Annotated in this window: 15 protein-coding genes and 7 pseudogenes; 8 read left to right on the plus strand and 14 right to left on the minus strand. The window is 59.3% G+C overall.

The window, feature by feature from the left end; all coding sequences use genetic code 11:
* Nucleotides 1-88 precede the first annotated feature (88 nt).
* Entirely contained in the window at nt 89-1,744 is a 1,656-nt protein-coding gene (locus tag EB815_RS14285; protein ID WP_245303401.1) for a recombinase family protein, read from the plus strand.
* Here EB815_RS14285 and istA read toward each other — a convergent pair.
* From istA to EB815_RS14320, 8 genes and pseudogenes are all read right to left on the minus strand, one after another.
* Nucleotides 1,745-2,173, minus strand: a pseudogene (gene istA / locus EB815_RS14290) (IS21 family transposase); the annotation flags it as partial.
* A gap of 393 nt (nt 2,174-2,566) precedes the next feature.
* Nucleotides 2,567-2,713, minus strand: a pseudogene (locus tag EB815_RS34130) (IS91 family transposase); the annotation flags it as partial.
* Between the two features lie 352 nt (nt 2,714-3,065).
* Nucleotides 3,066-4,265: an IS91 family transposase gene (locus EB815_RS14295; RefSeq protein WP_065005789.1), complete on the minus strand. Its 1,200-nt coding sequence runs from the start codon at nt 4,263-4,265 to the stop codon at nt 3,066-3,068.
* 6 nt (nt 4,266-4,271) lie between these two features.
* On the minus strand, nt 4,272-5,153 hold the full coding sequence (locus EB815_RS14300) for a tyrosine-type recombinase/integrase (RefSeq protein WP_065005788.1): 882 nt from the start codon (nt 5,151-5,153) through the stop codon (nt 4,272-4,274).
* A 276-nt stretch (nt 5,154-5,429) separates the two neighbouring features.
* A complete protein-coding gene (locus EB815_RS14305) occupies nt 5,430-6,425 on the minus strand; it encodes a tyrosine-type recombinase/integrase (protein WP_065005787.1) in 996 nt (331 codons plus the stop codon).
* Nucleotides 6,415-7,359 (minus strand): tyrosine-type recombinase/integrase, encoded by a 945-nt coding sequence (locus EB815_RS14310; RefSeq protein ID WP_065005786.1) that lies wholly within the window; start codon nt 7,357-7,359, stop codon nt 6,415-6,417. The genes EB815_RS14305 and EB815_RS14310 overlap by 11 nt, the downstream gene beginning before the upstream one ends.
* On the minus strand, nt 7,356-8,582 hold the full coding sequence (locus tag EB815_RS14315) for a tyrosine-type recombinase/integrase (protein ID WP_065005785.1): 1,227 nt from the start codon (nt 8,580-8,582) through the stop codon (nt 7,356-7,358). The genes EB815_RS14310 and EB815_RS14315 overlap by 4 nt, the downstream gene beginning before the upstream one ends.
* A 121-nt stretch (nt 8,583-8,703) precedes the next feature.
* Nucleotides 8,704-9,042, minus strand: a pseudogene (locus tag EB815_RS14320) (IS21 family transposase); the annotation flags it as partial.
* A gap of 851 nt (nt 9,043-9,893) precedes the next feature.
* Between EB815_RS14320 and EB815_RS14325 the strand changes: the two are divergent.
* Together EB815_RS14325 and EB815_RS14330 are read left to right on the plus strand one after the other, a co-directional pair.
* Nucleotides 9,894-10,034, plus strand: coding sequence for a hypothetical protein (locus EB815_RS14325; RefSeq protein ID WP_155249130.1), 141 nt, complete (start codon nt 9,894-9,896; stop codon nt 10,032-10,034).
* Nucleotides 10,031-10,408 carry a hypothetical protein gene (locus EB815_RS14330; RefSeq protein ID WP_065141645.1) on the plus strand — a complete coding sequence of 126 codons (378 nt, stop codon included), beginning with the start codon at nt 10,031-10,033 and terminating at the stop codon, nt 10,406-10,408. Before EB815_RS14325 ends, EB815_RS14330 begins: the two co-directional genes overlap by 4 nt.
* On the opposite strand, the gene EB815_RS14335 is transcribed toward EB815_RS14330, so the two are convergent.
* Nucleotides 10,394-10,738, minus strand: a complete 345-nt coding sequence (locus EB815_RS14335) for a hypothetical protein (RefSeq protein WP_019859992.1) — start codon at nt 10,736-10,738, stop codon at nt 10,394-10,396. The two genes, EB815_RS14330 and EB815_RS14335, sit on opposite strands and share 15 nt — an antisense overlap.
* On the minus strand, nt 10,735-11,823 hold the full coding sequence (locus EB815_RS14340) for an IS5 family transposase (RefSeq protein ID WP_023827759.1): 1,089 nt from the start codon (nt 11,821-11,823) through the stop codon (nt 10,735-10,737). The genes EB815_RS14335 and EB815_RS14340 overlap by 4 nt, the downstream gene beginning before the upstream one ends.
* A 428-nt stretch (nt 11,824-12,251) precedes the next feature.
* Between EB815_RS14340 and EB815_RS34245 the strand changes: the two are divergent.
* A pseudogene (locus tag EB815_RS34245) lies at nt 12,252-17,819 on the plus strand (DUF3320 domain-containing protein).
* Nucleotides 17,820-18,220: 401 nt separating this feature from the next.
* Here EB815_RS34245 and EB815_RS14350 read toward each other — a convergent pair.
* Both EB815_RS14350 and EB815_RS14355 read right to left on the minus strand, forming a co-directional pair.
* Nucleotides 18,221-18,454 (minus strand): hypothetical protein, encoded by a 234-nt coding sequence (locus EB815_RS14350; protein WP_065005782.1) that lies wholly within the window; start codon nt 18,452-18,454, stop codon nt 18,221-18,223.
* Nucleotides 18,441-19,175, minus strand: a complete 735-nt coding sequence (locus tag EB815_RS14355) for an IS110 family transposase (protein ID WP_171883292.1) — start codon at nt 19,173-19,175, stop codon at nt 18,441-18,443. Before EB815_RS14355 ends, EB815_RS14350 begins: the two co-directional genes overlap by 14 nt.
* Before the next feature lie 209 nt (nt 19,176-19,384).
* Between EB815_RS14355 and EB815_RS14360 the strand changes: the two are divergent.
* Nucleotides 19,385-19,624: pseudogene (locus EB815_RS14360) on the plus strand (DDE-type integrase/transposase/recombinase); the annotation flags it as partial.
* A gap of 256 nt (nt 19,625-19,880) precedes the next feature.
* Here EB815_RS14360 and EB815_RS14365 read toward each other — a convergent pair.
* The gene (locus EB815_RS14365; protein ID WP_065005780.1) at nt 19,881-21,566 is read right to left on the minus strand and encodes an NAD(P)/FAD-dependent oxidoreductase; all 1,686 of its coding nucleotides are present in this window, start codon (nt 21,564-21,566) and stop codon (nt 19,881-19,883) included.
* A gap of 466 nt (nt 21,567-22,032) precedes the next feature.
* On the opposite strand from EB815_RS14365, the pseudogene EB815_RS14370 reads away from it, so the two are divergent.
* Nucleotides 22,033-22,182: pseudogene (locus EB815_RS14370) on the plus strand (IS256 family transposase); the annotation flags it as partial.
* 16 nt (nt 22,183-22,198) lie between these two features.
* On the opposite strand, the pseudogene EB815_RS14375 reads toward EB815_RS14370, so the two are convergent.
* Nucleotides 22,199-22,596 (minus strand): annotated as a pseudogene (locus tag EB815_RS14375) (transposase); the annotation flags it as partial.
* 660 nt (nt 22,597-23,256) lie between these two features.
* On the opposite strand from EB815_RS14375, the gene EB815_RS14380 reads away from it, so the two are divergent.
* Entirely contained in the window at nt 23,257-23,916 is a 660-nt protein-coding gene (locus EB815_RS14380) for a hypothetical protein (protein ID WP_155767381.1), read from the plus strand.
* Nucleotides 23,917-24,332: 416 nt separating this feature from the next.
* Nucleotides 24,333-24,944: a radical SAM protein gene (locus EB815_RS14385; RefSeq protein ID WP_065005776.1), complete on the plus strand. Its 612-nt coding sequence runs from the start codon at nt 24,333-24,335 to the stop codon at nt 24,942-24,944.
* The last annotated feature ends 33 nt before the right edge of the window (nt 24,945-24,977 follow it).

Consider the following 24,977-nt stretch of genomic DNA (forward strand, 5'->3'; position numbering starts at 1 on the left):
TCCCCAAATCTAATTGGGGCATTAAGATGTGTGTTCGTACGACCCGGCCAGCTTCAACGACAGACTTCTTTTGGGTTTGAAAGGAACGATGTCGGAAGCGGAGTTGCACTTCCTCAAGGCGCGCATGCGAGGCGGCCAACTCAACAAGGCAAGCCGCGGCGATCTGAAGATAGGGCCGCCCGTGGGCTTGGTCTACTTGCCCGATGGCACCCTCGCACTCGACCCGGACGCCGAGGTCCAGGCCGCGCTCCGCATGGTGTTCACGACCTTCGAGCGCCTGGGCAGCGCAACCAGAACCGTCAAGTTCTTCCTCGATGAAGGCATCCTGTTCCCGCGACGACTGCGCAAGGGATCGCACAAAGGCGAACTCATGTGGGCGCCGCCACGGCACGCCCGCATCCTCCAGGTCCTGCATAATCCGAGATATGCCGGCGCCTTCGTCTACGGTCGAACGCGTGGACGGCCCCGGCCGGGCGGCGGCGTCTCGCAGATCAAGGTGGATATGGCTGACTGGCGGTTCGTGATCCCCGACGCGCACCCGGGCTATATCGACTGGGAGCGCTTCAAGGCCAACCAGCAGCGTCTCGCCGACAATGCGCAAGCCTACGGAATGCAGCGCCACGCCGGACCGGTCCGCGAAGGATCCGCCTTGCTCCAGGGCAGAGTTCTCTGCGGCCTGTGTGGCGCGCGCATGGGCGTCCATTACAGCCAGGAGCATGGTCAGCCTGTCCCGACCTATATCTGTCAGGAGACCGCCACCCGCCGTGGCGGCAAGGTCTGCCAGTCCGTGCCCGGCAAAGTCGTCGACCCGGCGGTGGGTGCATTGCTTGTCGAGCTGATGACGCCGATGACCCTTGAGGTCACCCTGGCGGTGCAGCGCGAGCTTGAGGCACGCGCCGCCGAGATGGACACGTTGCGCCGACAACATATCGAGCGGACGCGTCATGACGCCGAGCTCGCCCGGCGCCGCTACATGAAGGTCGATCCCGACAATCGCCTCGTTGCCGACACTCTCGAGGCCGAGTGGAACGAGAAGCTGCGGCTCCACACCGACGTCGTCGAGGACTATGAACGACGCGCGCCCGAGGAAGCCGCCGCCCTCGATGCCGAGACGCAGCAACGCGTCCGCGATCTTGCCGAGCAGTTCCCGCGGATCTGGAGCGATGCCCGCATCGACGTCCGCGAGCGCAAGCGCATCCTGCGGCTGCTGGTCGCCGACGTCACCCTGGTCAAGGCCGAGACGATTACCGCAAACGTGCGACTATCCGGCGGGGCGACCCGCACCTTGACGCTGGAGCGGCCTTTGCCGATCGCCCAGATCCGCAAGTTCAAGCCTGAGCTCGTCGCCGAGGTCGACCGCTTGCTCGACCGTCATTGCGATCGCGAGATCGCCGATATCTTCAATGAACGCGGTCAGCGGACCTGGGAAGGCAAGCCGTTCAGTCTCAAGAAGATCGCCTTTATCCGTGGAGCCTACAACCTGCCCAGCCGTCGCCAGCGTCTGCGGGATTGTGGTCTGCTCACCACCCAGGAAGTGGCCGAACACTTCGCTATCGCCGAGACCACGGTGCATCAATGGGGGCGCCAGGGGCTCATCACCAAAGTCTGCAGCGACAGTCTCAACCGTGGTCTGTGGGACATTCCTCACGACCTCGAGATCATCAAAGGCCGCCCGGGCCGAAACGCCGTTGCCGCCCGCCGTGCCTCAATTACCGTGCCATCAACCGAACAGGACTCACTATGAAACAATTGCCTTATCCCGGGGACGTCTTGGCCTGGCCGCGAGGACTGCGGTGCCGTAATGGGCCGCCATCTCGGCATAGCTGCGGTTGACTTGCGGGTCGTATCGGCAGGCCTTGATCACCGCCACCTTGGCATTATCGGGGACGAACAGCGCCGGCGCGCCGCCGAAGGCCTCCAGCGCATGCACATGGCACTCCATCCAGTCCGGCAGCGTCTCGCTCCACCGGGCCTCGGCATAGGACAGGCTCGAGGCGCCAAGGACCGCGATAAACAAATGCGCCTGCCGGGTCTTGCCCGTGAGCCGGTCGACGACCACCGTCACCGTGTCGCCGGCATAGTCGACAAACAGCTTGTCGCCGGCAGCATAGTTCTGCCGCATCGTCACCGGCAGCCGTGCCGCCCAGCCCCGGTAAAGATCGCAGAAGCGGCTGATATGTTCTGCAGAACATATTGCAGAGCGTTTTTAGCTTGGCGTCGCGCTGAAGGGCGGGTGGCGAGAGCGCGCTGGGGTGGATCGCGACGGTGAGCTAAAAACGTGTTGGACTAAGCCGCTGGCACGGGTGGGCGCTATGGGTTTTCAATTGGGGCCGCACCCGTGAACAGCCATCGCGCGGCGGTGCGGATGCGGTCGCGACGCGGTGATTGAAGGCGTGGCGTGCGCCGAAAGCGGCACGGATATCGTTCCGGCATGTGACGATCGGCGCCGCGCCTTGCCTGGGAGAAGTTGCCGGTGATGACGGCGCACACTTTTGCGGGACCGGCTCAGTTTGGCTTCCGAGCGGGCCGGCGCGATGCTGATGACAAGGAGGGCGACGCCCCTGCTTCATGACGTGTCCTCGTATGGCGGGCGTCCGGTGACGCCCTCGAAGATTTCGATGATGATCATCTGGCCTTGACGACAGGCCGGGCATTGCCTGAGGGAATGCCCGGTGATGTCCTCGTAGCGGTCGCGAAGAGCGTTTTTAGCTTGGCGTCGCGCTGAAGGGCGGGTGGCGAGAGCGCGCTGGGGTGGATCGCGACGGTGAGCTAAAAACGTGTTGGACTAAGCCGCTGGCACGGGTGGGCGCTATGGGTTTTCAATTGGGGCCGCACCCGTGAACAGCCATCGCGCGGCGGTGCGGATGCGGTCGCGACGCGGTGATTGAAGGCGTGGCGTGCGCCGAAAGCGGCACGGATATCGTTCCGGCATGTGACGATCGGCGCCGCGCCTTGCCTGGGAGAAGTTGCCGGTGATGACGGCGCACACTTTTGCGGGACCGGCTCAGTTTGGCTTCCGAGCGGGCCGGCGCGATGCTGATGACAAGGAGGGCGACGCCCCTGCTTCATGACGTGTCCTCGTATGGCGGGCGTCCGGTGACGCCCTCGAAGATTTCGATGATGATCATCTGGCCTTGACGACAGGCCGGGCATTGCCTGAGGGAATGCCCGGTGATGTCCTCGTAGCGGTCGCGATAGTCTTTTGCGGATCGGCTGTCCGACGGCTCGGGAACCGGCATGCCGAGCAGGTCGCGGCACTGGGCGAGCTTTTGCGCGCGATAGCGATTGCCGAGGAAGCCGAAGTAGCGGATGCGATGGAAGCCCTCGGGCAGGACGTGTAGCAGGAAGCGGCGAATGAACTCGTCGGCCGCGACAGTCATGACCTTCTGCCGACTGCCGTGCCGATAGTCCTTCCAGCGAAAGGCGACTTTCCCGTCCTCGATGGCGACGAGGCGATTGTTGGAAATGGCGACGCGGTGGGTATAGCGGCCGACGTAATCGAGGACCTGTTCGGGTCCGGCGAAAGGCGGCTTGGCATAGACGATCCACTCGGCCTTTCGTAGCATCGCCAAATAACGCCGGAAGGCGTTGCGCTCGCTCAAGGCCTGCAAGTCAGAGAAGAACTTCAACTGGCCGGCCTCGAAGGCTTTCGTAAGATGCTCCAGGAACAATCGTCGGAACAGACGCGAGAGCACCCGGACGGGCAAGAAGAAGCCGGGCTTGCAGGCGATCCATCGATGGCCGTCGCGAGACAAGCCTCCGCCGGTGACAACGCAGTGCAGATGCGGATGATGAAGCAGGTTTTGGCCCCAGGTGTGCAACACGGCGAAGAAGCCGATCTCGGCGCCCAGGTGTTTGGGATCGGCGGCGATGGTGCGCAGCGTCTCGGCGGTGGCGCGGAAGAGAAGACTGTAGACGAGTGCCTTGTTCTGATAGGCAATGGCGGCAATGGGCTCCGGCAGCGTGAAGACGACGTGAAAGTATTGCGTGTCGAGAAGCTCGGCGCGACGATCCTCCAGCCATTGTGCGCGGGCCAGCGATTGGCAGCGGGGGCAATGCCTGTCGCGGCAGCTGTTGAAGGCGATGCGTCGGTGGCCGCATTGATCACATGCTTCGACGTGCCCGCCGAGCGCGGCGGTCCGGCACAGTTCAATCGCCGTCATGACACGGCGCTGGGCGGTCGACAGCGACGCATCATGCTGTGCGCGATAGGCCTCGCCGTAGCGGCGGAAGATATCCGCCACTTCCGGCCCCGAGCGGGCCATTGCCGCTCAGAAGTATTGCGGTTTGGCGGGTGGCGACAGGATGGGCGCTGGACGCGGTAAGAGCTCGAAGGGGCTCGACGTGGCGCAGACCTTGTTGGTGGCAATCCGCAGGTAATGGGCGGTGGTCGCGAGGCTGCGGTGACCGAGCAGCAGTTGAATGGTGCGCACGTCGGCGCCGGCCTCCAATAGATGGACGGCGAAGGCGTGCCGCAAACTATGGGGCGTGACCGGTTTGGACAATTCGGAGAGGTCGCGCGCTTTCGCGCAGGCTTGTCCCACCGCACTCCTGGTGATCGGCTGGCTGGCGCGATCGCCGGGGAAGAGCCACGCCTTTGGCCGCCGCATCTTCCAATAGTCGCGCAGGATCTCCAGCAGCTTGGGCGACAGCATCACATAGCGGTCCTTCTGACCTTTGCCCTGTTCGATGCGGATGACCATTCTCTGGCTGTCGATGTTCGTGGGCTTCAGCTGCACCGCCTCCGAGATGCGCAAGCCGGCGGCATAGCAAGTGGTCAGGATGGCGTTGTGTTTGAGGTCGAGGACGCAACCGAGGAACCGCTGAACTTCGTCGGGACTGAGGACGATCGGCAGCTTCTGCGGCTTCTTGGGAAGCGGCAGGACCTCTTCAGGCGCCCAATCCCGCTCGAGCGTCACCTTGTAAAGAAACCGCAGCGCCGCAATGGCGGTGTGGATCGAGCCGGGCGATAGCTTCTTCTCATTGGTCAGATAGACCTGATAGGTCCGAATGTCCTCTCGCCCGAGCAAGTCCGGCGACTTGCCGAAGTGGCGGGCAAACAGCGAGACCTGCTGAAGGTAGGAGAGCTGGGTATTGAGCGAAAGGTTGCGCACCTCCATGTCCTCGCTCATGCGCTGGCGAAGTTGGGTCATCACAAGCTCCTTTGTCCGATGGAATGGGCTGCAAGCAGCCACTCCATGCTGACGCAGTCGGAGCTTGTTGTGGACACATGACCAGCGCGACAGACGACGCGATCAACACCACGCCGGTGGCACACCTCCTTGCCGCTCCGCAATCGCGGAGCGGGTTAGTCCAACACCTGTTATGTTGCGGCCAGATTTATGTTGCGGTTGCAGGGGATGAGCCAAGGCTCTCGGTGACTTCCTTGGCCCAAGCCGCCACATAAGAAGAACGGCGATGGTAGTTGCCTACAATGCTTTCAGGAATGCCATCAATGACGGCAGGGATCGTTGCCGTGGGGGCTCTTTCAAGCCGCTAATATCAACCTTGGCCAACGCCTTGGCCTTCATATCCAGATCCACCTCGGCGTAGATGTGCGTGGTGTCCAACGACACATGGCCCAGCCAAGCGCGGATCGTGTTGATATCGACACCTGCACGCAGGAGGTGGACGGCTGTTGTGTGCCGAATCGTATGGGGGCTGACGCGCTTCGTGGCCAGGGTCGGAACGGTTTTGCTTGCCATGGCAGCATATTGCGTCACGACGCGGTGTATTCCGAACCGCGTCAGAGGCTCCTTCATCCGCCCCAGAAAGACCGCATCGCTATTATCCCGATCGGTCGCGAGGCCGGCCAGCGATGTTGCCGTCGCTGGCCACAATGGGCAGATCCGGATCTTGTTTCCCTTGCCATGAAGGCGCACTGAAGGAGACGCGCCCAGTTGAAGATTACCGACCGTCAATTTTGCTGCCTCATCCGCGCGAGCACCGCTGTTGTACAGGAATAGCAGCAGAGCATGGTCGCGCGCGCCCAGAGTCGTACGCCTGTCGGGTTGACCGAGAAGCGCATCCATCTCGGCCTTTTCGAGATATCCAATCGCGGCCTTTGCCGTCTTCTTGAATGGTATTGCCCTTATCTCGGAACACCAGGCCAGGTGGACCGGCGAACGCATGCCGATGAAGCGTGCCAGTGAATGAATGGTCGCAAGCCGTTGATTGCGGGTCGCATCGCTGCATCGGCGATCACGTTCCAGGTGGTCCAGGAACTTGCGGGCGATGTCCGGCGTCAGATCTTCGACGGTCATGCGATCGATGGCGCAGCCTTCCTGTTTGCTGGCAAACGGCAGCAACAGGGCCAGCGTGTCGCGGTAGCTGGCTTGGGTGTTGCGGGAAAGATTGCGCTCGGCGACCAGATGTTCCAGTAGAAACCGACGGATCCACGGGCCAAGGAGGTTTTTATCCTTCATGGCCGGCCCCCATCGCGTACTGTGCAAAGCGCTCGCTGGCCGCCTGGAGGAGATCCGGCGTCATCTGCAAATAGCGCTGGGTTGAACGTATATCGATGTGGCCAAGGTAGGTTGCGAGTTGCGGGAGCAATCGTTGCACGTTTTGGCCGGAGCGATACCAGGCAATCACCCGGTGCACGGCCGCCGTGTGACGAATATCGTGCAGCCGTGGCGGCCGCAGCTCGCCGATAGGGCAACTGATTCCGGCAGCTCGACGGACGTGCTGGAACCAGGAAATGACCCGCACGTAATGCCACGGCCGGCCATCGCGCGTGGTGAACAACGCAGATTCTTCCCCGCGCGGCAAAGGTAGAAGGTGCCGGCGTTCGATATGCGCAGCCAGCTCGCAGTTGAGCTTTGGTCCGATCGGCACGAGACGCGTTTTGAAGAACTTCGTGTCGCGGACGGTGATGATCTGCTCGGTCAGATTCACGTCGTGCAAGACCAAGCGAAGCGCCTCGCCGATGCGCATGCCGCTACCGTAAAGCAGCAGGAGAAGGGTACGATAAATTGTCGGCACCTGGGGGCTGTGCCCATCCTTCAGGATCGAGGTCGCGGCCAGCAGCCGACGCAGCTCTTCCGTCGAATAGACGTACGGTGTTTGTTGCGGCGGCAGCTTCGGCAATGATGTCGGCAGTGGCGAGAACGTCGCATAGCCGCGGCTGACGGCGAAGCGATAAAATCCGCTCAGGACCTTGTAGCGCAGCATCCATGTGGCACTGAGCGAACCGCTGCCTTGGAGAAAGATGGCGACCGCCTCGGGGGTAATCTCGCTGATCTCGCGATTGCCCATCACGCGGCAGAACCGGCGCAGCAACACCTCGGCGGACCCGAAACGCATGCCCAATGACCGCTGCTTGGCCAGATAGTTGTCGATGACATCGGCCAGCATCATTGGAGTTCTCCCAGGTCGAATGCAGCAACCTCGCGAAGGGCCTTGATGTTCACCTTGGCGTAGATACTGGTTGTCGCCGCGCTACTGTGTCCCAAATGATCTCCGATCTCCTTTATCGACAGACCTTCGGCAAGAAGCCGAGAGGCGCAGGCATGGCGCAGTGCATGCCCTCCGCGATGAGCCGCTTCGATTCCAAGCGCGACAAATCTGCGGTTCGCGACATCATAGATGCTCCCCGCCTTCAACGGCCGACGGGGTGCTTGCATGCAAAGGAAGATCTCTGGGCACGATGACGGCGGCCGCACCGTGTCGATGTAGCGGGCGAGCGCCTCAGCAACAGACGAAACAAGTGGATAGATCTGCAGCTGGCGGCGCTTCAGACGGAAAAGCCTGAGCGTCCGACCGGACCAGTCGATCTGATCGAGGCGCAATGCCACTACTTCCCCGCTGCGCATTCCATAGACCGCAAGCAGCAGTAGGATTGCACGATCGCGGATGTCTCGCGGCTTGTCGGTCTCGGCATCGGCCAACATGCGCTGCACGTCTGACCAGTCCGGGGCGTACGGCAGAGACTCCTGTCGATAGAGCCGGGGACGGCAAATCGATCCGGCTAGACTGTCTGCGCACATTCCCCGCTTTCCTGCGTAGCGCAGAAATCCGCGCAGAGCCGAAGCGGTATTGGCGACCGACACGCGGGACCATCGTCCCGTTGCCTGGGTAACGAAATAAGCGTCTATGTCGCCGGCCTGAAGATTGCCAAGATGCCGATTTGTCTCGTCACACCAGCGCAGGAACCTACCGATCACACGGGTCCATTGCTCGAGTGTCGATGGTGTGAATCCGCGCTCATCGCGCATCCATCTCACATAATCGTCGAGTTGGTTCTGATACTCAAACCCGGCACTCGGTTCACGCCACCAGCCGAGAAATCGAAGCCAAGGTCGTCCGATATCGACTACTCTTCGCGCCGCTGTGACCGCTCCGTGGGCCTGTTGCCTCTCAATGGCAATCCGTCGAAGTGCCTCGATGTCGATGCCTTCCGAAGCGGCATCCGGGCCGAGACGCGTGGCAATCCACAACAGCTCGTTGCGCTTTATCGTCAGCGAAGCGGGAGTCGCCCCGCATTCAGCACAGTGGCGAAGGTAACGGTCCCGCTCTTCGGCAAACGGCGTGTCATCATGGTAGTGGCCGGCCGAATGGCCGGCATCAGTCGTCAGATCCATCGCAAACCTCCATTGGAAAAGGCTTGCTACCCAGCCATTGAATTATGTTGCGTCAAGAACCCGAAGATGGCCAAGCGCCCGAGCAACAGCGAGGCTTGCGCAACATAAATCTGGCCGCAACATAACGGCTGTAGCGATAGCCGTCCGGGTGGCGCGCGATGTATTCGTCCCACAGGATCTGCAGCGTCACGTGCTTGCGCTTCAGCTCGCGATGGATCTGCGCCCAGTCAGGCTCGACGCTGCGGCGGTGCCCCGTCTTTGTCCCGGCAGCCTTGTAGAGCGCGGCCTCCAGAACCGTATCGGTAATCTCCTCACCGAGTGGCCACACCAGCCCGGCAGCCTCGGCGCGCCGCAGCGTCTCGCGCACCGTCGAGGGCGCGGCCCCGACCCGGTACGAGATCGCCTTGTGGCCAAGGCCTTCTTCAAATCGGTATCGCAAAATCTCACGGACGCGCCGCATGGTCAGTCTCTCCGCCGGCATCTGGTTCCTTCCTCTGGACAATCCCAAGGGAACGAACCTGTAACCGGCAGAGCACCCGGCCCAAACACCGCCACGAGGGGGGCGGCTTCATCTCGGAATCAGGGGGCGACTATTTCTCGGAATGAGGGGGCGGCATCATTTCGGAATACGGGGGCGGCATGCCTCGGAATCAGCACAGCGCCCACAAACCGAGTGCACACGGGCAATTTGCAGGCCCGAATGGCCGCCTCTCCGCATGACTCCGTTCGGGAGTGCTTTCGGGATGCGAACTGGCGAGCCACCTCCCCACGCCCGAGTTTCTACGATGTTGTGCCGTACCTCTAGCTCTTCCAGGTCAAAGGACGCACTAGAAGGACAGCAATACTGACTTATTTGCTTGTGCTTCCCTGCTCACAGCACGGGAATCTCTGTTTACTTGCCAAACAAGTTCTGCATAAAAAAGAGGCAGGCGCCGATTCGGTAGCCTGCCTCTGTCTTTACGCGTACTCGCGGTCAATGTGGCGCCGAGTGGACGAACAAAGACCGCGAGTCCGCTCCCTAGCAGGTCGGTAGCTAGCGTCCTGAGGCTTCATTGGCAAGCCACAGGAGTAAAGACTAATGGCGAAGAATCCTCCCCTTCGGCCTGGTCAACCCGCTCCACGGTCAGGTCAGTACGAAATTACTGGCCCACGTGGCGGCAAGGGACCGGAAAGAACAGTGACTCGCAATGAGCCACTACCGCCGACTCCGTCAAAGGGATCCACTTACAAGCTTGTGGATCCGACCAAGCACGGAAAATAAAATGACGGCGGGCTTCGGCCCGCCGGTTTCACGATTAGCGGAGGGACGAAATGGTTAAGAAGATTGAAGTTGTTAAAAGGCCTGCAGGTGACGGGAAGACTCGCACTGGCGCAACCAACGAAACAAAATCTCTGAGTACCGATCACTACAAAGCGCGGCTGGGCGTGAAAAGCGGCGGGAAGAAGTCTTGAGCCTCAGCAATTTGGCCGATCTCTTCACAGTGATCGGCTTTCCTCTTGGCTTGGTTGGCGTCGGACTAGTTTTATACCAAATGCGAACCGACAAATTGTCAGCCTCTGCAGGAGCCGTGGCTACACTACACGAGAATATTCGCGTACGGATCGACATGTTGTCCCGCTTAGATCCGACTCTCGGCGATAGCGAAAACCCTGAATGGGCCGGTGCCTTTCGCGACCTCCTAAACGATCTGGAAGTAGCTTGCGCCACCTACCTTGATAGCCAATTCAGCGGTAGGACTGGAAAGCTGGCCGAATTCCTCATTCACGACATGTTGAAGTTGTTCCAAGATGATGAGTCGCTACGGGAGCATCTAGCAGGCTGTTGAAGAAGTGTCCCGTTTGGCTTTGAGGATGGCCTCATCGCCATTGTGATAGGCGAATGTGATCTCGATGGAGCCGTCGTCGAGTAGTTCGGCGGAGCCATCACCAGTGGCTTCGTCCATTTCGTCGAAGCCGGCCCATGTGAAGAATACCATCGAGGGACCGTAGTTGAGATCGAGGCTGGCTTGCAGAGCGCCAAAGGCGATCTCACCGGTGTTGTCGGCCCCGATGGTGACCATGGCGGGACCGCAGAGGCTGAGATAGCCGCAATCCCACAGATCGGCCTCGACGATATGCCAGCGGTCAATCAGCTTGCAGTCCGCCGGCGCGCTCATGTCGGCACCGCGATCAACTTGGGCAGCCGCACCAGATTGTAGGCGGCAGCCGCGAAGGTGAAGGCCCATCCGACACGGTCGCGACCGCGGAACTTCGTCTTCTCTTGACCTGCGATGACCTTGATCCAGCCGAACGCCTCCTCGATGCGTTTGCGGATGCGCTGGCTGACGACATAGCCGACGTGCCGGGTCGTGCGACGATCTATAGCGGAACGGCGCCCGTTCGTGTTCTGCGCCACGTGTGGCGTCACCTTCATCGAGCGCAACTCGTTAATGAAGTCCTCCGCGTCATAGGCCTTGTCGGCGCCGAGGGTGATGGCTTGCGGTCGCTCGGCGCGGGGTTCGATCATGTGCAGAGCCGCCACTCGTTCGGCATGCCCGTCGGCCAGCGTCAGGCAGGCATCAACCAGAAGACCATGCCGGTTCTCCATCAGCCCGTGCCCCATGAAGCTGAGCTTGGCCTCCTTGCCTTTCCCCTTGCGGAACAGCCGAGCATCACGATCAGTGGTCGAGGCATGCGTCTCGTTCGAGCGCTTCTGGCCATGGAAGTCCGCCTCCTCATTGCGCCCGCCACCCGACGGTGGCTCATCCAAGCCGTCCTTCCGCTTGAAGCTCTTCATCGACGCCCAGGCCTCGATCAAGGTGCCGTCGACTGAGAAGTGATCCGTGGAGAGAAGCTTCTTCACCTTGGGCTGCGCCAGGACAGCGTTCAAGAACTTCGCCGCGATGTCGCCCTCCAGCAGCCGGTCGCGGTTCTTCGAGAAGACCGAGTGATCCCAGGCCGCGTCGTCAACGCCGATGCCGACGAACCAGCGGAACAGAAGATCGTATTCCAGCCGCTCCATCAAAAGCCGTTCAGAGCGGATCGAATAGAACGCCTGCAACAGCATTGCCCTGAGCAGCTTCTCCGGCGGGATCGAAGGTCGCCCGATCGGCGAATACAGCGCCGCGAAGTCCCGCTCTAACGCTGCCAGCGCCTCATTCACTATCCGACGGATCGCGCGCAGTGGATGATCGCGCCGAACCCGCGCCTCGAGATCAACGTAGCTGAACAACTCGCCAGTTCGATTGTCGCCGCCGCGCACGATTCACCCTCCGCATTCTCGCGAAATGAGTGAATCACGGAGCTACCCCAACCGCGAGCCCCTTTTTCAACAGCCTGCTAAGGGCTGCAATCCACGATCCAGATACATTTGCTAACATCAGGGATTTTTTAGCTCTGGAGAAATAGACCGAGGTGACCCCAGGGCCATCAGAGCTGGTATGCGACACCGAGCCGTCTACGAGATCCTCTTGCGTCGCTCTCTAGCGTTAACCCCAAGCGATCGGTGACGCCATATGCCACCTTCCGGCGCATCCAACCCAGTGTGCTGTTTGGCGCAGTCGGCTTTCACAAATATTGAGGCCTAGCCGGCATGAAACCTTTTATTCACAAATTTCAAAAGCGACTGGTTTTTTTATTGCGACTGCCATTGCGTAGGTTCTATGTGTTTCGTTCTGCATGGGGGTGTAGTTGTCTGACGTCGAAAAATCGGTCTTCCAGAGCGATCTGCCTCTGAGGGAGAAACTCGAGCGTGCCAGGATGGAGCTGCTCGACCTTTCCGCGCGCAATCGGCTTTTGAATGTGCCGCGGTTTTCCAAGAGCGCGAAGACGATCGACATCGTCGATGAGAAGTCGTCCGAGATTTATCGGTTGCTGGTGAACGAAGGCAAGGCCTTTACCTTCCTCGCCGGCAAGCCCGATAGACCGAAGGCAGGCCAAGAAGCCGCCGCGGATGACGAGATTGACTACTCGCCCATTTCCCTGGCTCAGCCAGAGGACGATGGGGTCGACGATCGGGGGATCTCGACGCGACATTCAGACACCAAGCTGCAAACGCGGATGACTCCCACCGGCTTGCAACGCCGGCTTCTTGATCTCTACCACGATGCCAGGACGCTAGAAGAGGAGCAGGGCGTTAACGTCCTCTTTCTGGCGCTCGGAATGCTGAAGTGGGTTGACCCGAGCAACAAGGAAAACATCCGTCAAGCACCGCTCATTTTGGTACCGGTTCGTCTCGAGCGAGGAACGGCCGGAGAGAAGTTCCGGTTACGCGCGAGGCCTGAGGATCAGAGCGCGAATCTCTCTCTCGAACTCTATCTCGATCGGATGCACAAGCTCGCCATGCCGAGCTTCGATGCTGGAGACGACTTCGACGCCTCAAAGTACCTCGATGCCGTGGCCGCAGCGATCTCAACCAAAGAAGGTTGGGAGGTGCTCCGGGACGACATGGTGCTGGGGTTCTTCTCGTTCGCGAAGTTTTTGATGTACCGGGACCTTGATCCCGAAATCTGGCCCGATGGCACTAAGATTATCGAACAGCCGAGGATCCGCTCGCTCCTTTCAGACGGCTTTGAAGCACGCGAGCCGCTGATGTCTGATGATATCGCGATCGATCCGCACATTGCGCCTGCGGAGATGTTGCATATTGTCGACAGCGACAGTTCCCAGACGCTCGCGATCCATGATGTCAGGAAGGGGCGCGACCTTGTGATCCAAGGTCCTCCCGGCACAGGCAAATCGCAGACGATTGCAAACGTTATCGCGTCGGCCGTGGCCGACGGAAAAACCGTCCTTTTCGTAGCCGAAAAAATGGCCGCGCTGGAGGTCGTTAAGCGTCGCCTCGACAATGCCGGGGTAGGTGACGCTTGCCTGGAACTCCACAGCAACAAGGCGAACAAGCGCATGATGCTGGAGGAGCTGCGCCGCACCTGGCAGCTCGGATCGCCCCGAGGCCAATTTCCGTCCGCGCTCACCGACCAGTTGTTGCAGGCGCGAGATAGACTCAATGCGCATGCCGACCGGATGCATGTACCGTTGGGCGCATCCGCCCTGACGCCGTACCAGGTGTTCGGCCAGTTAACCCGGCTCAGGCAGAGCGGGCAAAAACCCGTTGATATCGAACTCGCGGGTGCCACCGATTGGACGAGTGAGGGCGTCTCGTCACGCCGGAAGCTGCTCGACGAGGTCTCTCAGCGGATCAACGAAATCGGGCTACCCATCCACCATCCCTGGAGAGGGGTTGGCCTGGATGTCGTACTGCCGACCACCGTCGAACGGTTTATCCCACGGATATCATCCTTGCTGGATCAAGCGAAGGCCGTACAGGCCAAACTGATTGACATTGCCGCGCGGATCGAGGCCGAGCCTCCGCGAATTCTGAGCGACAGCGGCGAGATAGAAGATCGCGGGGAACTTCTTGCTTCCGCACCAGAGCTGCCCGCCGACGCGTTGGTCTCGCCGGCGTGGGACGACCAGCCGAAGGAAATCGCGTCGGTCCTTTGGACAGGATCGGATTTCGCCCGCAAATTCGAAGACGTTTCTCGGCATTTGGCGGCGACAGCGATCGATACCCCAATTGACGATCTCGAGACAGAGCTTGCGAAACTGCCATCTGAATTTCCGAAAGAAGGCTTTGTCCGCGCGCACCATCTGGCCGTTCTGCTCCCGCGATTGCGGGATGAAGCGGAGCGGTTGAATCAGGAGCTGGGGTCAACGGTTGTACCGGACACGCTGGCAGGGCTCGTTAGACTAATCGTGACGGGGGAGAGAGTTGCGGCCGCCCCTGACGCAAGTCCAGAAGCGTTTGCTGCGACCGTGTGGGACTCTGGACTTGAGCAAGCAGCAGATCTTGCCGAGAGCGTCGCAACGCTTGAGGCGGTTCAAGCAGAACTGAAGGGCAAGGTTGTCGACGCTGCCTGGAACACGGACGTAGCACCGACAAGGCAGGCCCTCGCAACCCAAACCGGACTGCTGAAGGCATTGAGCGGCGACTACCGCCGCGCCAAAGCACTTGTGCAATCCCTTCTGGTTGATTCCAACGCGCCGTAGACCGAGATCGTGCGTCTTCTAGACGTATTGATGAAGGGACAAGCGGCGGCCTCGAGGGTCCGTGATGGCGACACCTTTGGTCGTTCCGCCTTCGGAGCAGATTGGCGCCGGGAGAAATCGTCGTCGGCACCGCTCCTGGCGCTAGTGGAATGGATGCGCACGCTGAGGGGGCTTGGCTCGGAACCGCGTCTTATCGCTGGGCGGATGGCCGAACGCTCCGAAGCGGGCGCGCGGGCGCTCCGGGTTCGCAAGGTGATCGATATCGGCCGGCCGATGATCGAGGGCTTCTGGAATGATCTCGGTCACCTCGCGCCGTCCATGCTGGGTGACGTGGCTTCCGCAGAAAGAGCTTCACTGCAGCTGATGGAAGCGAAGGCGCGCTCCGTGGCACGAGCGGACGAAGCGTCTAGAGAGCTTCTGGCCATCGTGCCCGATCAGTTGTCGCATCGGCTGGAGCTCGTAAGACGCCTGGGCGCCCTACAGACGCTTGCTCAAGAGATCGATGCGGCTCACGCCCTTGGCACGTCAGCATTCGGTTCGTCTTGGCTCGGGCGAGGATCCAACTGGGCCGCGCTTACGCAGGCCGAGCTCTGGCTGAAAAATAATAGCGCACTTCGACACCTTGTCGCCCGTTTGCCTGACAGGGCCGAGATAGCGAAATCAGCTCGTGCAACGCGAGAAGCGACCCAAGCCGCGGCGCTGCAATTCAGGGCGGTTGCAAAGGATTTGAAAGCAGACGCTTCGTCGTTGTTTGGAGTAGGCGATTTCTCCGAGGTCGTGATATCCGAGTTGATTGCTCGATTGCAGGGCTGGGTCGAGCATCACGAACAGCTCTCGAAATGGGTTGGGTACGAAGAACGATCCGACACTGCCCGAAAGGCCGGATTAGGGCAGTTGATAGACGGCCTGGCCAACGGCCAGATTCCAACCGCATTTGCGCGGTCGGTTTTCGATATGGCCTATTACGAGAAAATGCTGACGGCGATGGCTTATAGAGAGCCGGAGCTAGGGAGGTTCGACGGCGAGCTTCATTCCAGAGCTGTCCGCGATTTTGCTGATTTGGACCGACAAAGGATCAAGGCTAGCGCCATCGAGGTCGTGACCGCACATCATCGGAAGATACCTCCAAGAGATGGCGGAGCTGGGCCTGTCGGATTGCTTCGATCTGAGATGGCTCGCAAGAGGGGCCATATGCCTGTCCGGCAGTTGATGCTCAAGGCAGGGCCTGCTGTCCAAGCGTTGAAGCCGGTATTCATGATGAGCCCGCTTTCGGTGGCACAGTTTTTGTCGCCCGGTCGGATGTCGTTCGACCTCCTGGTTATGGACGAAGCGTCTCAGATCCAGCCGGTGGATGCGCTCGGCGCAATTGCCAGGGCGAACCAGGTGGTTGTCGTTGGCGATGAACGGCAACTGCCGCCGACCACATTTTTCGCGAAGATGACGGGTTCGCAGTCTGAAGATGACGACGGAGAGGGTGCACAGGTCGCTGATATCGAGAGCATCCTCGGGCTTTTCACGGCTCGTGGTTTGCCGCAGCGGATGCTTCGCTGGCACTACCGCAGTCGCCATCAATCGCTGATCGCCGTGTCGAATAGCCAGTTCTACGAGAACCGGCTATTCATTGTGCCGAGCCCCTACACCCAGGAGGCCGGCATGGGGCTGCGATTCCATCACGTGCCGGACGGGGTGTTCGATTCAGGAGGGACCGGAACGAACCCGATCGAGGCGCGAGCTGTAGCAGAAGCGATCATCCGTCATGCGAAGTCGAATCCGCAGGAGTCTCTGGGCGTTGCGACTTTCTCTGTTAGCCAGCGTCGTGCAATTCAAGATGAGCTTGAAGCGCTGCGGCGATTGAATACCGACACGGAAGACTTCTTCCACGCCCATCCGAGTGAGCCGTTTTTCGTCAAGAACCTGGAGAACGTTCAAGGTGACGAGCGGGATGTAATCATTATCTCGGTAGCGTACGCGAAGAATGCCCAGGGCCATATGGCCATGCGCTTCGGCCCACTCGGTTCGGAAGGCGGTGAGCGTCGCCTCAACGTTCTCATAAGCCGGGCCAAGCGTGCCTGTGAGGTGTACGCGTCGATAACAGATGAGGACATCGACCTTGAGCGCGGAAAGGGCAAGGGGGTGTTCGCCTTCAAGCTCTTTTTGCACTACGCGAGGACCGGGCGTATCTCGCTCGCCCAGACGACGACCCGGGAGATGGATTCAATCTTTGAAGAACAGGTAGCCAACGCATTGATTGAACGAGGCTACCAGGTCCATGCGCAAGTCGGTATCGCGGGCTTCTTCATCGATCTGGCGGTTGCTGATCCGGAGCGGCCAGGGCGCTACCTACTAGGCATCGAATGCGACGGCGCTGAGTATCATTCGTCGCGCTCTGCCAGAGATCGGGATCGGCTGCGTCAGGCTGTCCTGGAAGACCATGGCTGGATCATACATCGCATTTGGAGCGCTGATTGGTTCCAACGGCCGCGCGAACAGCTCGAGCGGACAGTGGCGGCGATTGATGCTGCGACAAGAGAACTCGCTGAACGAGCAGAGTTGGGAAACCAGAGAAGCCGTGCCGCAGCCGTACGAGTCGTAACCGTCGACCGAGGTAATGTTACCGAAATCGGCTTGGAAACCGCCAACGGAACCGCGGCACCAGATCGGACCTACTCGGAAGCCCATATACAGAGACCGCCCGGCCAGTTTGAACTTCACGAGACGCCCACCGGTCTTCTGGCTGGGCTGGTCGAGCAGGTCGTGGCTGCGGAGACGCCAATCCATCTCGATGAGGTGGTATCGCGTATTCGGCTTGCGTGGGGTCTGCAGCGGGCCGGCGGTAGGATTCAGGACGCGATTGAGCGCGGCCTTATTGTCGCCGAAGCACGGGGAGCGGTGGCACGGCGGGGCGACTTCTGCTTTAAGCCCGGCGCCCCCGTTAAGCTACGGGACCGCAGCGGTGTCATGTCCCCTGGATTGCGTAAGCCCGAAATGATCTCATCGGAAGAAGTTGCCCAAGGAGCCATTGAGGTGGTGAGATCCAATCTCGGCGCGACGGAGGACGAAATTGGACCGAGCATCGCGAGGATGCTGGGCTTCAAAGCCACAAGCGCTCAATTGAGGCAATTGATTTCAACGGCGGTCGCCGCTGCTGTCGCCAAGGGATCGTTGCGGTACCAAGACGGGCTGCTGATAGACGGCGCAAACGCTCAGTAAGAAATCAGCGAAATGTGAGGGTGGGCTTAATCGCCCTCGCTAAATCAGAGCGAACCTGGGACGAACCCTGTCCCTTGGCTGGAGACTGAATGGCATTTCGATTTGTTCACACGGCCGACACCCATCTCGATTCACCGCTGCGTTTGTTCAGCGAGTTGTTACGCTAGTTTCGATGAGTGAGTTGACGCCAGAGAATCCAAATTGCGAATCGCATTTTTTCAGCTGAACAACTAGACTTGCTCACCCGTAGGTGGGCCGGTAGAAGTAAATGATGCTGTTCTCGCCAATGGATGGTCCGCCGAAGATGGGTACGAATCTCCGTGTATACAGTACCCATCCGGTGAAGACCGTAGACGTGCGTATCCGGCGGCCATGAGCACCTGAGCACCGCGGTGCTGGGGTCAAGCTTTCGATAGGGAGACGCGATGATATTCTTCGAGGAGGAGTTTGACCTCCTCGATACCTTCATCGGTGAAGGCCAAGATCCCGTCGTCATCGATGGCCCCGTACACCCAGATGACGCCGTCCTCGGGCTCGAGACCGAGCGTCAGGTCCTGGATGAGCTCTTCGCTGACGCCGAGGTCCCTGGCGACACGGTCGACGGTGTAGACGTGATGCACCTTATCGCGCTGCATGATCAGGCCGCCGCTGGTTGGGAATGTCGCCGACGGCTGCCACGATACTCAGTGCCACCGTGACATCCACGCCGGTGATCGTCATCAGCCGCTTGACCCGTGGTTCCTGGAGGGCCGTCTTTGCGAGGCTTTTGTCAACCTGTGCAAGTTCTCCGCCAAGGCGATCGAGTTCACCGGCATGGCGAAGGACAACACGGCGCTGATCCTCGGCGAGCGGCTGAGCCTCCAGCCAAGTCCTGCCGCGCTTTGAGAACAGGGTGCCTTTGTAGGGCGGGATCAGGTTGGCGTGCAGAACCGAATGGATCCGGTTCTTGAGACGGGTCATCTGGGAGACGAGCTGCGTTCGTTCCGCTACCACGCGACGACGCGTCTCGGTTTCCTCATCCGGCATCCAGACTTCAGGCAGAAAGCCGCTCGCGTGGAGCTTGGCCAGCACAGCCGCGTCGATCTTGTCGGTCTTGACCTTGGCCCAGGCGATGGCCCGAACCAGGATCGGATTGGCTATGACCACCCTGCCCACAAAGGGCGAGAGCAACCGGACGATCGCGCTCGTATTGCCTGTCGCTTCGATGACGATCTCGTCATCCGGCTTGAGCTTCGTGGCGAACTGCAACAGGCGGCTGCGTTCGAGATCGATCCTCCCGGCATCCCGGATTTTGCCTTTCTCCAAGATCGCCATTTGAGCGAATGATCGGTGGACATCAAGGGCAATGCTTCTCATTCCCGGCTCCTTTCCAGGGTCAGCAACCATGGGAGTCGGCGGGCTTCACGACAACTACGGATCCGCGCTCGCAGCGCAACCGGGCAAGTCGAAGGGGGCGGCCCGATAACAACTCGAACTCTCAGTTCATCAGGTACTTCGGCCTGCCCGCCATGCGTGCTCCCGACACCCCAATCCCGGTAGGTGGACGGTAGTCGATCCATCCGTGCAAGAAAATACGGATTGGCGCGTCGCGCCTATTCATGCCTGATAACAACCGGATCGAGCAGGGACATCGGCGGATCAAGCGCCGTGTTCGGCCGATGCTCGGCTTCAAATCTCCCGCAGCCGCAAGCATCATCCTCGACGGCATCGAAATGCTTCACATGATGCGCAAACGACAGGCGAGATTCGCCTTCAACCCAAATCCGTCATTGGCCGAGCAGTTCGATATCCTCGCCGCCGCATAAGCACCGCCCGCCATCTCTTCTTGCAGTTCAACAAAAATTTGCTACAGAACCACACCAGAACCGATGCTACTGCATCCCGCGCCTGTCAGCGCAGGAAATCCCATCCTACCGGTCGACCATGGATTTTTGCGCCCTAAAGTGCCGATTCCCTGATATCCAACGCCGAAGTTTTCCCGGCCAGTATTTGATTGCAAATCTCCTCGAGTGTGGACGTTGCAAACATTTAAGAAGCCTTTTCTAAAGAATTTACCGGTTCTCAATATCGATAAGCGGAATTCATCGAATCAATGGGGTTACCGCTCAAGAGCTGGCCGCCACTGCTGCGGATAACAGCACATGCGGCATTCAAGCCCGTTTGTACCGCGCCCTCGACCCACCCGCCGGTAAAGGAGCATCCACATCCTGCGAGATACAAGCCCGTGTCTTCTTCCGGTCTTTTTGCGGTAGCGAATTGGAAAAATAACCGTTCTGAATAGATGTCTTCACCAGGATAATTGAGCTTGAAGGCACCTACTGAATATGGATCCATCAGCCAATCGTGCTGCAGGACATGACGTTCATAGTCACCGTTAGCCGGGACTAGATGACGGGCGAAATCAGGGGAAATGGTGGCCAGATCATCGACCAGACGCTGGCACCGTTCCTTTTTGTCCAGAATGGAAAGCATTTTGTTAGCATCATCTTCCCATGTATAACTTAACAGCACAACGCCCTTACCATCCGGATCATCTGGCTGATAGTCTAGGCAGTAAACCCCTCTGGCAAGGCCATCTGACAAGATGGTTGTCGGCGTGCCCTTTTTTAACCAGAACTTGTTTTCCGTCAGCATAAACAGCTTGGAAGAGCCGGTAAGGTGAGTTTCTCTGACCGCTCGCAAAACTTCGTTAGTAAGAAAGGTTCCATCCGCCGTGAGACGATGGGCCAGCTCCATAGCTCGATTGCTGGTAGTGACGATGACGCGGTCAAAAGGCACGACCTGCCCTGCTGCGCATGTCACGAGAATCTGACCGCCCTGCTTGTAAATACGGCTTACATGACCGTAGCGGACACGCTGCCGCAAACTCACACCGTTAAGCTCCTGTTCAGCCAACCGGTTCACCAACAGGGAGATCCCTCCCATAATCATGCGCTGATCGTCCTCGTACCCGTTAATTACAAGACGCAGTATCTCAGTAAACGCGGCTTGGTACACAGGTAAAAAGCCTCCAGATCCAATTCCCAGCGATCCGAAAAGCTCAAAATCTTCCGGCCTTTTCCAAGGTACGCGCCCTGGTGGCTGCGGTCCGGTAAAGATGGTGACGAGGGCCGAATAGAAGGAGATGTCGCGAAACGAATCTAGCCAGGCCTGCCATGCGTCACGAGCTTGGTCAAAGCGATGCGACCGAAGCAAAGTTGTGATCTTCGCCGGTGCGGGCAGTTGAATCCCTTCGTGCACGTAACCGTCGCTTATCAAAGCCTGCCATCCTTGATGAACGCGCCTGAACAGTGGCGGCGGAGACTCGCCGGCCTGCCATAAATGACGCGCACCTCGATAGTGCACCTCGGTATCCACGATGCCCGGATCGGGGAAGGAAGCTGCGGTATCTATCCTCAATTTGTCCAGATAATGGAACAGGCAGGTTGCGCTGGAAGGAAAGCGCATAGCGCCCATCTCGGCAATGAGATGCGGTTCGCGCGGGTCGAAGATTTGTGACCAAGCCCGCCCACCCATACGATCCCGCGCCTCAAATAGCACGATGTCCGTTATTCCGGCGCGCAAAAGTTCAGTCGCCGCCACCAAGCCACTGATGCCGGCGCCCACAATGCCAACCCGCGGGCGCCGGCTGTTTTGAGCAAAGCTCCCAATACCACCTTCAGACTCGCTCAACCGCAAGAACGGTCCATAATCATACAGAAGATCGATACTCGGCAATGAATTTCTTGCGATGGTATTGTTCAGCATACCGCTCTCCGGTGATAGCTATATTTCTTGAGATCTAGTGTGGCTGCCCTCAGAGTGCCTCCTTCGTTAGATTGGAACGCCGCGGCCTCAGCATAACAATTGCTGCGCATCGGAGACGCAAGTAACTGTGTATATTAGTAGAAAGCTTGCCAGATTCTGTACTTAGTAATAACAATCACTGCGAACGCACCTCGCTAGTGGAAGACGATTTACGGATATTTATTTGGAGCATAATGGATTGCTCAGTCGTAATCCATCGCGTTCCTCTTATATAGGGGAGTATCGCTCCCGTCACCGAGCATGTTACAAATACCCTGGCGCGATATCTTCTATTAGTGCTTGCTAATGATCCAAATTATCTATTTCTTTCTATCACTCAATTCCCACTGATTGAATTAATATTGCGTTTCATATGTAATATAATATGAGCTATGCTGGAATTGGGGCGACGAGGCTGATCAAGCGGCGCACCAAGGGCTCGCTATCCTCGAAAACCGCCAGGCTGATGGTCTTCAAGCTGATCATGGCCGCGGCCAGGACGTGGCGACGATTGAAAGGACAAAATCAGTTGCCGAAACTCATCGCAGTTGCCAGGTTCCTGGACGGAATCGAGGTCATCGAAACGAAGCCGCAGAGCGCACCGTGCGATGGCGAACGGTGGCAAAAACGCTCTCGATGGGATTGGAGGTTCGCAGATGATCCCAATGTTCGGCGGGGAAGTCGTAGAACGCCAGCAAGGCATTCTGATCTTTCGTCAGGCAGTTGACCGCCTTGGGGTATTTCGCGCCATATTTGTCGACAAAGACGGCAATCGCCACCTCGGCTGAAGCCGGTTGGGAGCGGAAAAGATTTCGCGCAGGTCCGTCTTCACGGCGGCCTGGACAGATTTCGGCACCTTGTTCAGTACATTGGCGGTCTTGTGCACCCAGCAGCGCTGTTGCTTGGTGCCGGGAAGCAGCTCGTCGAGAGCCTTCCAGAAGCCAAGTGCACCGTCGCCAACGGCGATCTCGGGCGCGATAGTCCAGCCACGGCTTCCTGGACCGGTACGCCACCGACAACCTGTCCCCCGCCGATGAGACCTTCCTGAACGAGGGAAATCACGGCTTCGACAAGGAGTTCGACCTTCACTGGACATCGTTCGCCTACAGGTGGGCGGGGCGCCAGTCGAGGCCGACGAGAATGAACTACGTCATCCTCGTGCCGACGCTCCGCTGCAATCTTGCCTGCGGCTATTGCTAGGTTTCCCGCGCTCCCGAAACGGCCGGCGGGTTCGATTGGTCGCCCGAAACCCTCGCTGGTGTCCTTTCGTTTCTCGACACTCTGGAAGGTCCCGACATCAAAATCGAATTCCAGGGTGGCGAGCCTCTGCTTCGGGTCGACATACTGGAAGCCGTCCGCGATTTCTGCCGGGAAAAGTTCTCCCAATGCCAGTTCGTCGTCTGCACCAACCTGCAGCGACTGGATACGCGCGAATGGGCGTTCCTGGATGCCGACGACACCGTCATCAGCACGTCCCTTGACGGAGACCGGGTAACGCACGAGCGCCAGCGCACGCATGGAAGCGAGGTCACCGACGCCTTCTTTCGAAATCTCGAGGCGGCCGTTTCCCGCTATCCGAAGGGCAAGATCTCGGCATTGCCGACGGTGGACGTCGCCAACCCACCGGACTTCGAGGCGCTGCTGGACAACTATGAACGCTATGGGAGTCCGCTCGGTTTACCTTCGCCCGATAAACCACCAAGGAATCGCGCGAAAGCTTCAGCAGGGCGACAATCTCCTTGCGCGTTGGAATCGCCTTCATTGCGAATTCATCGACCTGCTGATCGCTCGCAACCATCGCACTGGGCGCTTTATGGAGGAGTACTACTTCAGCCAATGCCTGAAGCGCGTCCTTCGCTTCGACGCCGATAACCACGTCGACATACGCAACCCGAACTTCTTCGCCTCCGACTATGTCGTGATAGATCACGACGGGCGTTTCTATCCGACCGACGAAGCCCGAATGCTGTCCAGGATCGGCCGCATCGATCTCAGCATCGGCGATGTCGGGACGGGAATCGACTGGGCAAAGGTCGACGTTCTCAATTCCGGTGCATTCAACCACTTCGATCCGGATTGCATCCACTGCGCCTACCAACCGTTCTGCGGCACTGACGTGATCGATGATCTCTCCCGGTGTGGCCGGATCGACGTGCCGCGGCCTGAAACATGGTTCTGCGGCCGGCACTTGTCGCTCTTCGACAAAATCTTTGAGATTCTCTACCGAAACGACGAGCCGACGCGCGCTTCGTTGGCCGCTTGGCTCGGCGTTGCCGGCTGGAACGGCAATATAGCGCCGGTCCACCCATGATACCCTACGCATCAAGGTGGAAGCAAACGCTGACCGGCTTTTCGTGGTCGGGCTTCGGTCGTTTGAGCTCTCGCTCTGCGGGCAAGGGACTGAACAACTGAATCCTTTCGACGCTGCGCTGGAGCGCGTCGGCCCGAAAGGGGCTGATTACGTCAGCGAGGGCGGTCCGATACGAATCATTGGCATCGATCCTTCCAAGGTCGATGGAGACGTGTTGCTCGTGAACCCGCGGCGCGGAACTGCGGACCGCCTTATCCGTAGTGATTCGCGACACAACACCTTCCTAGTTACGGAGCGGTGCGACCAGGTTTGCCTAATGTGCTCCCAGCCGCCCAAGAGCCACCACGTCGACCTATTCCCGTATTTCGAGACTGCGGCATTGCTTGCGCCGGAAGGCGTGACGATCGGGATCTCCGGTGGGGGAGCCGACACTTTTCAAAACTCAACTGTTCCGATTTCTAGAAAGGGTGCTTTTGGCGCGCCCGGACCTTTCCTTCCACGTCCTGACCAATGGCCAGCATTTCGATCTGGATGACTGGGAGGCAATGAGTCGTATCGATCGGGGAAGGGTGGTCTGGGGGATCCCTCTCTATTCCTGCGATCCCGCTGTTCATGACGAGATCGTCGGGAAGGCCGGCGCGCACGCCCAGCTGCTCGAGAACCTGGCGCTCATGTGCCGCCTGGGTGCCCAGGTAGAGCTCCGCACCGTTCTGATGCGTCCGAATGCGGATGGGCTGCCTCTACTGGCAAGGTTCATCATCTCCACTCTGCCGTTCATCCGGACATGGGCAGTGCAGATGGAGAACATCGGCTTCGGTCGAATGAACTGGAGGACGCTCTTCTACGACAGTTCGGAAGGCTTCGATGTCGTCGGCCGTTCCATCGATCTGGTGCGGAGCCGGGGAATAGATGCCGGCTCTACAATTTCCCGCTCTGCACGGTACCGGAGCCATACCGCCATCTGGCGCCGGCTACGATCTCCGACTGGAAGCGTGCCTACCGAGAGGAGTGTGACGGATGCTCGTTGAAGGCTCGGTGCGGGGGATTTTTCGAGTGGCATC

The sequence above is a fragment of the Mesorhizobium loti genome (assembly GCF_013170705.1).
Lineage (GTDB): Bacteria > Pseudomonadota > Alphaproteobacteria > Rhizobiales > Rhizobiaceae > Mesorhizobium > Mesorhizobium loti_D.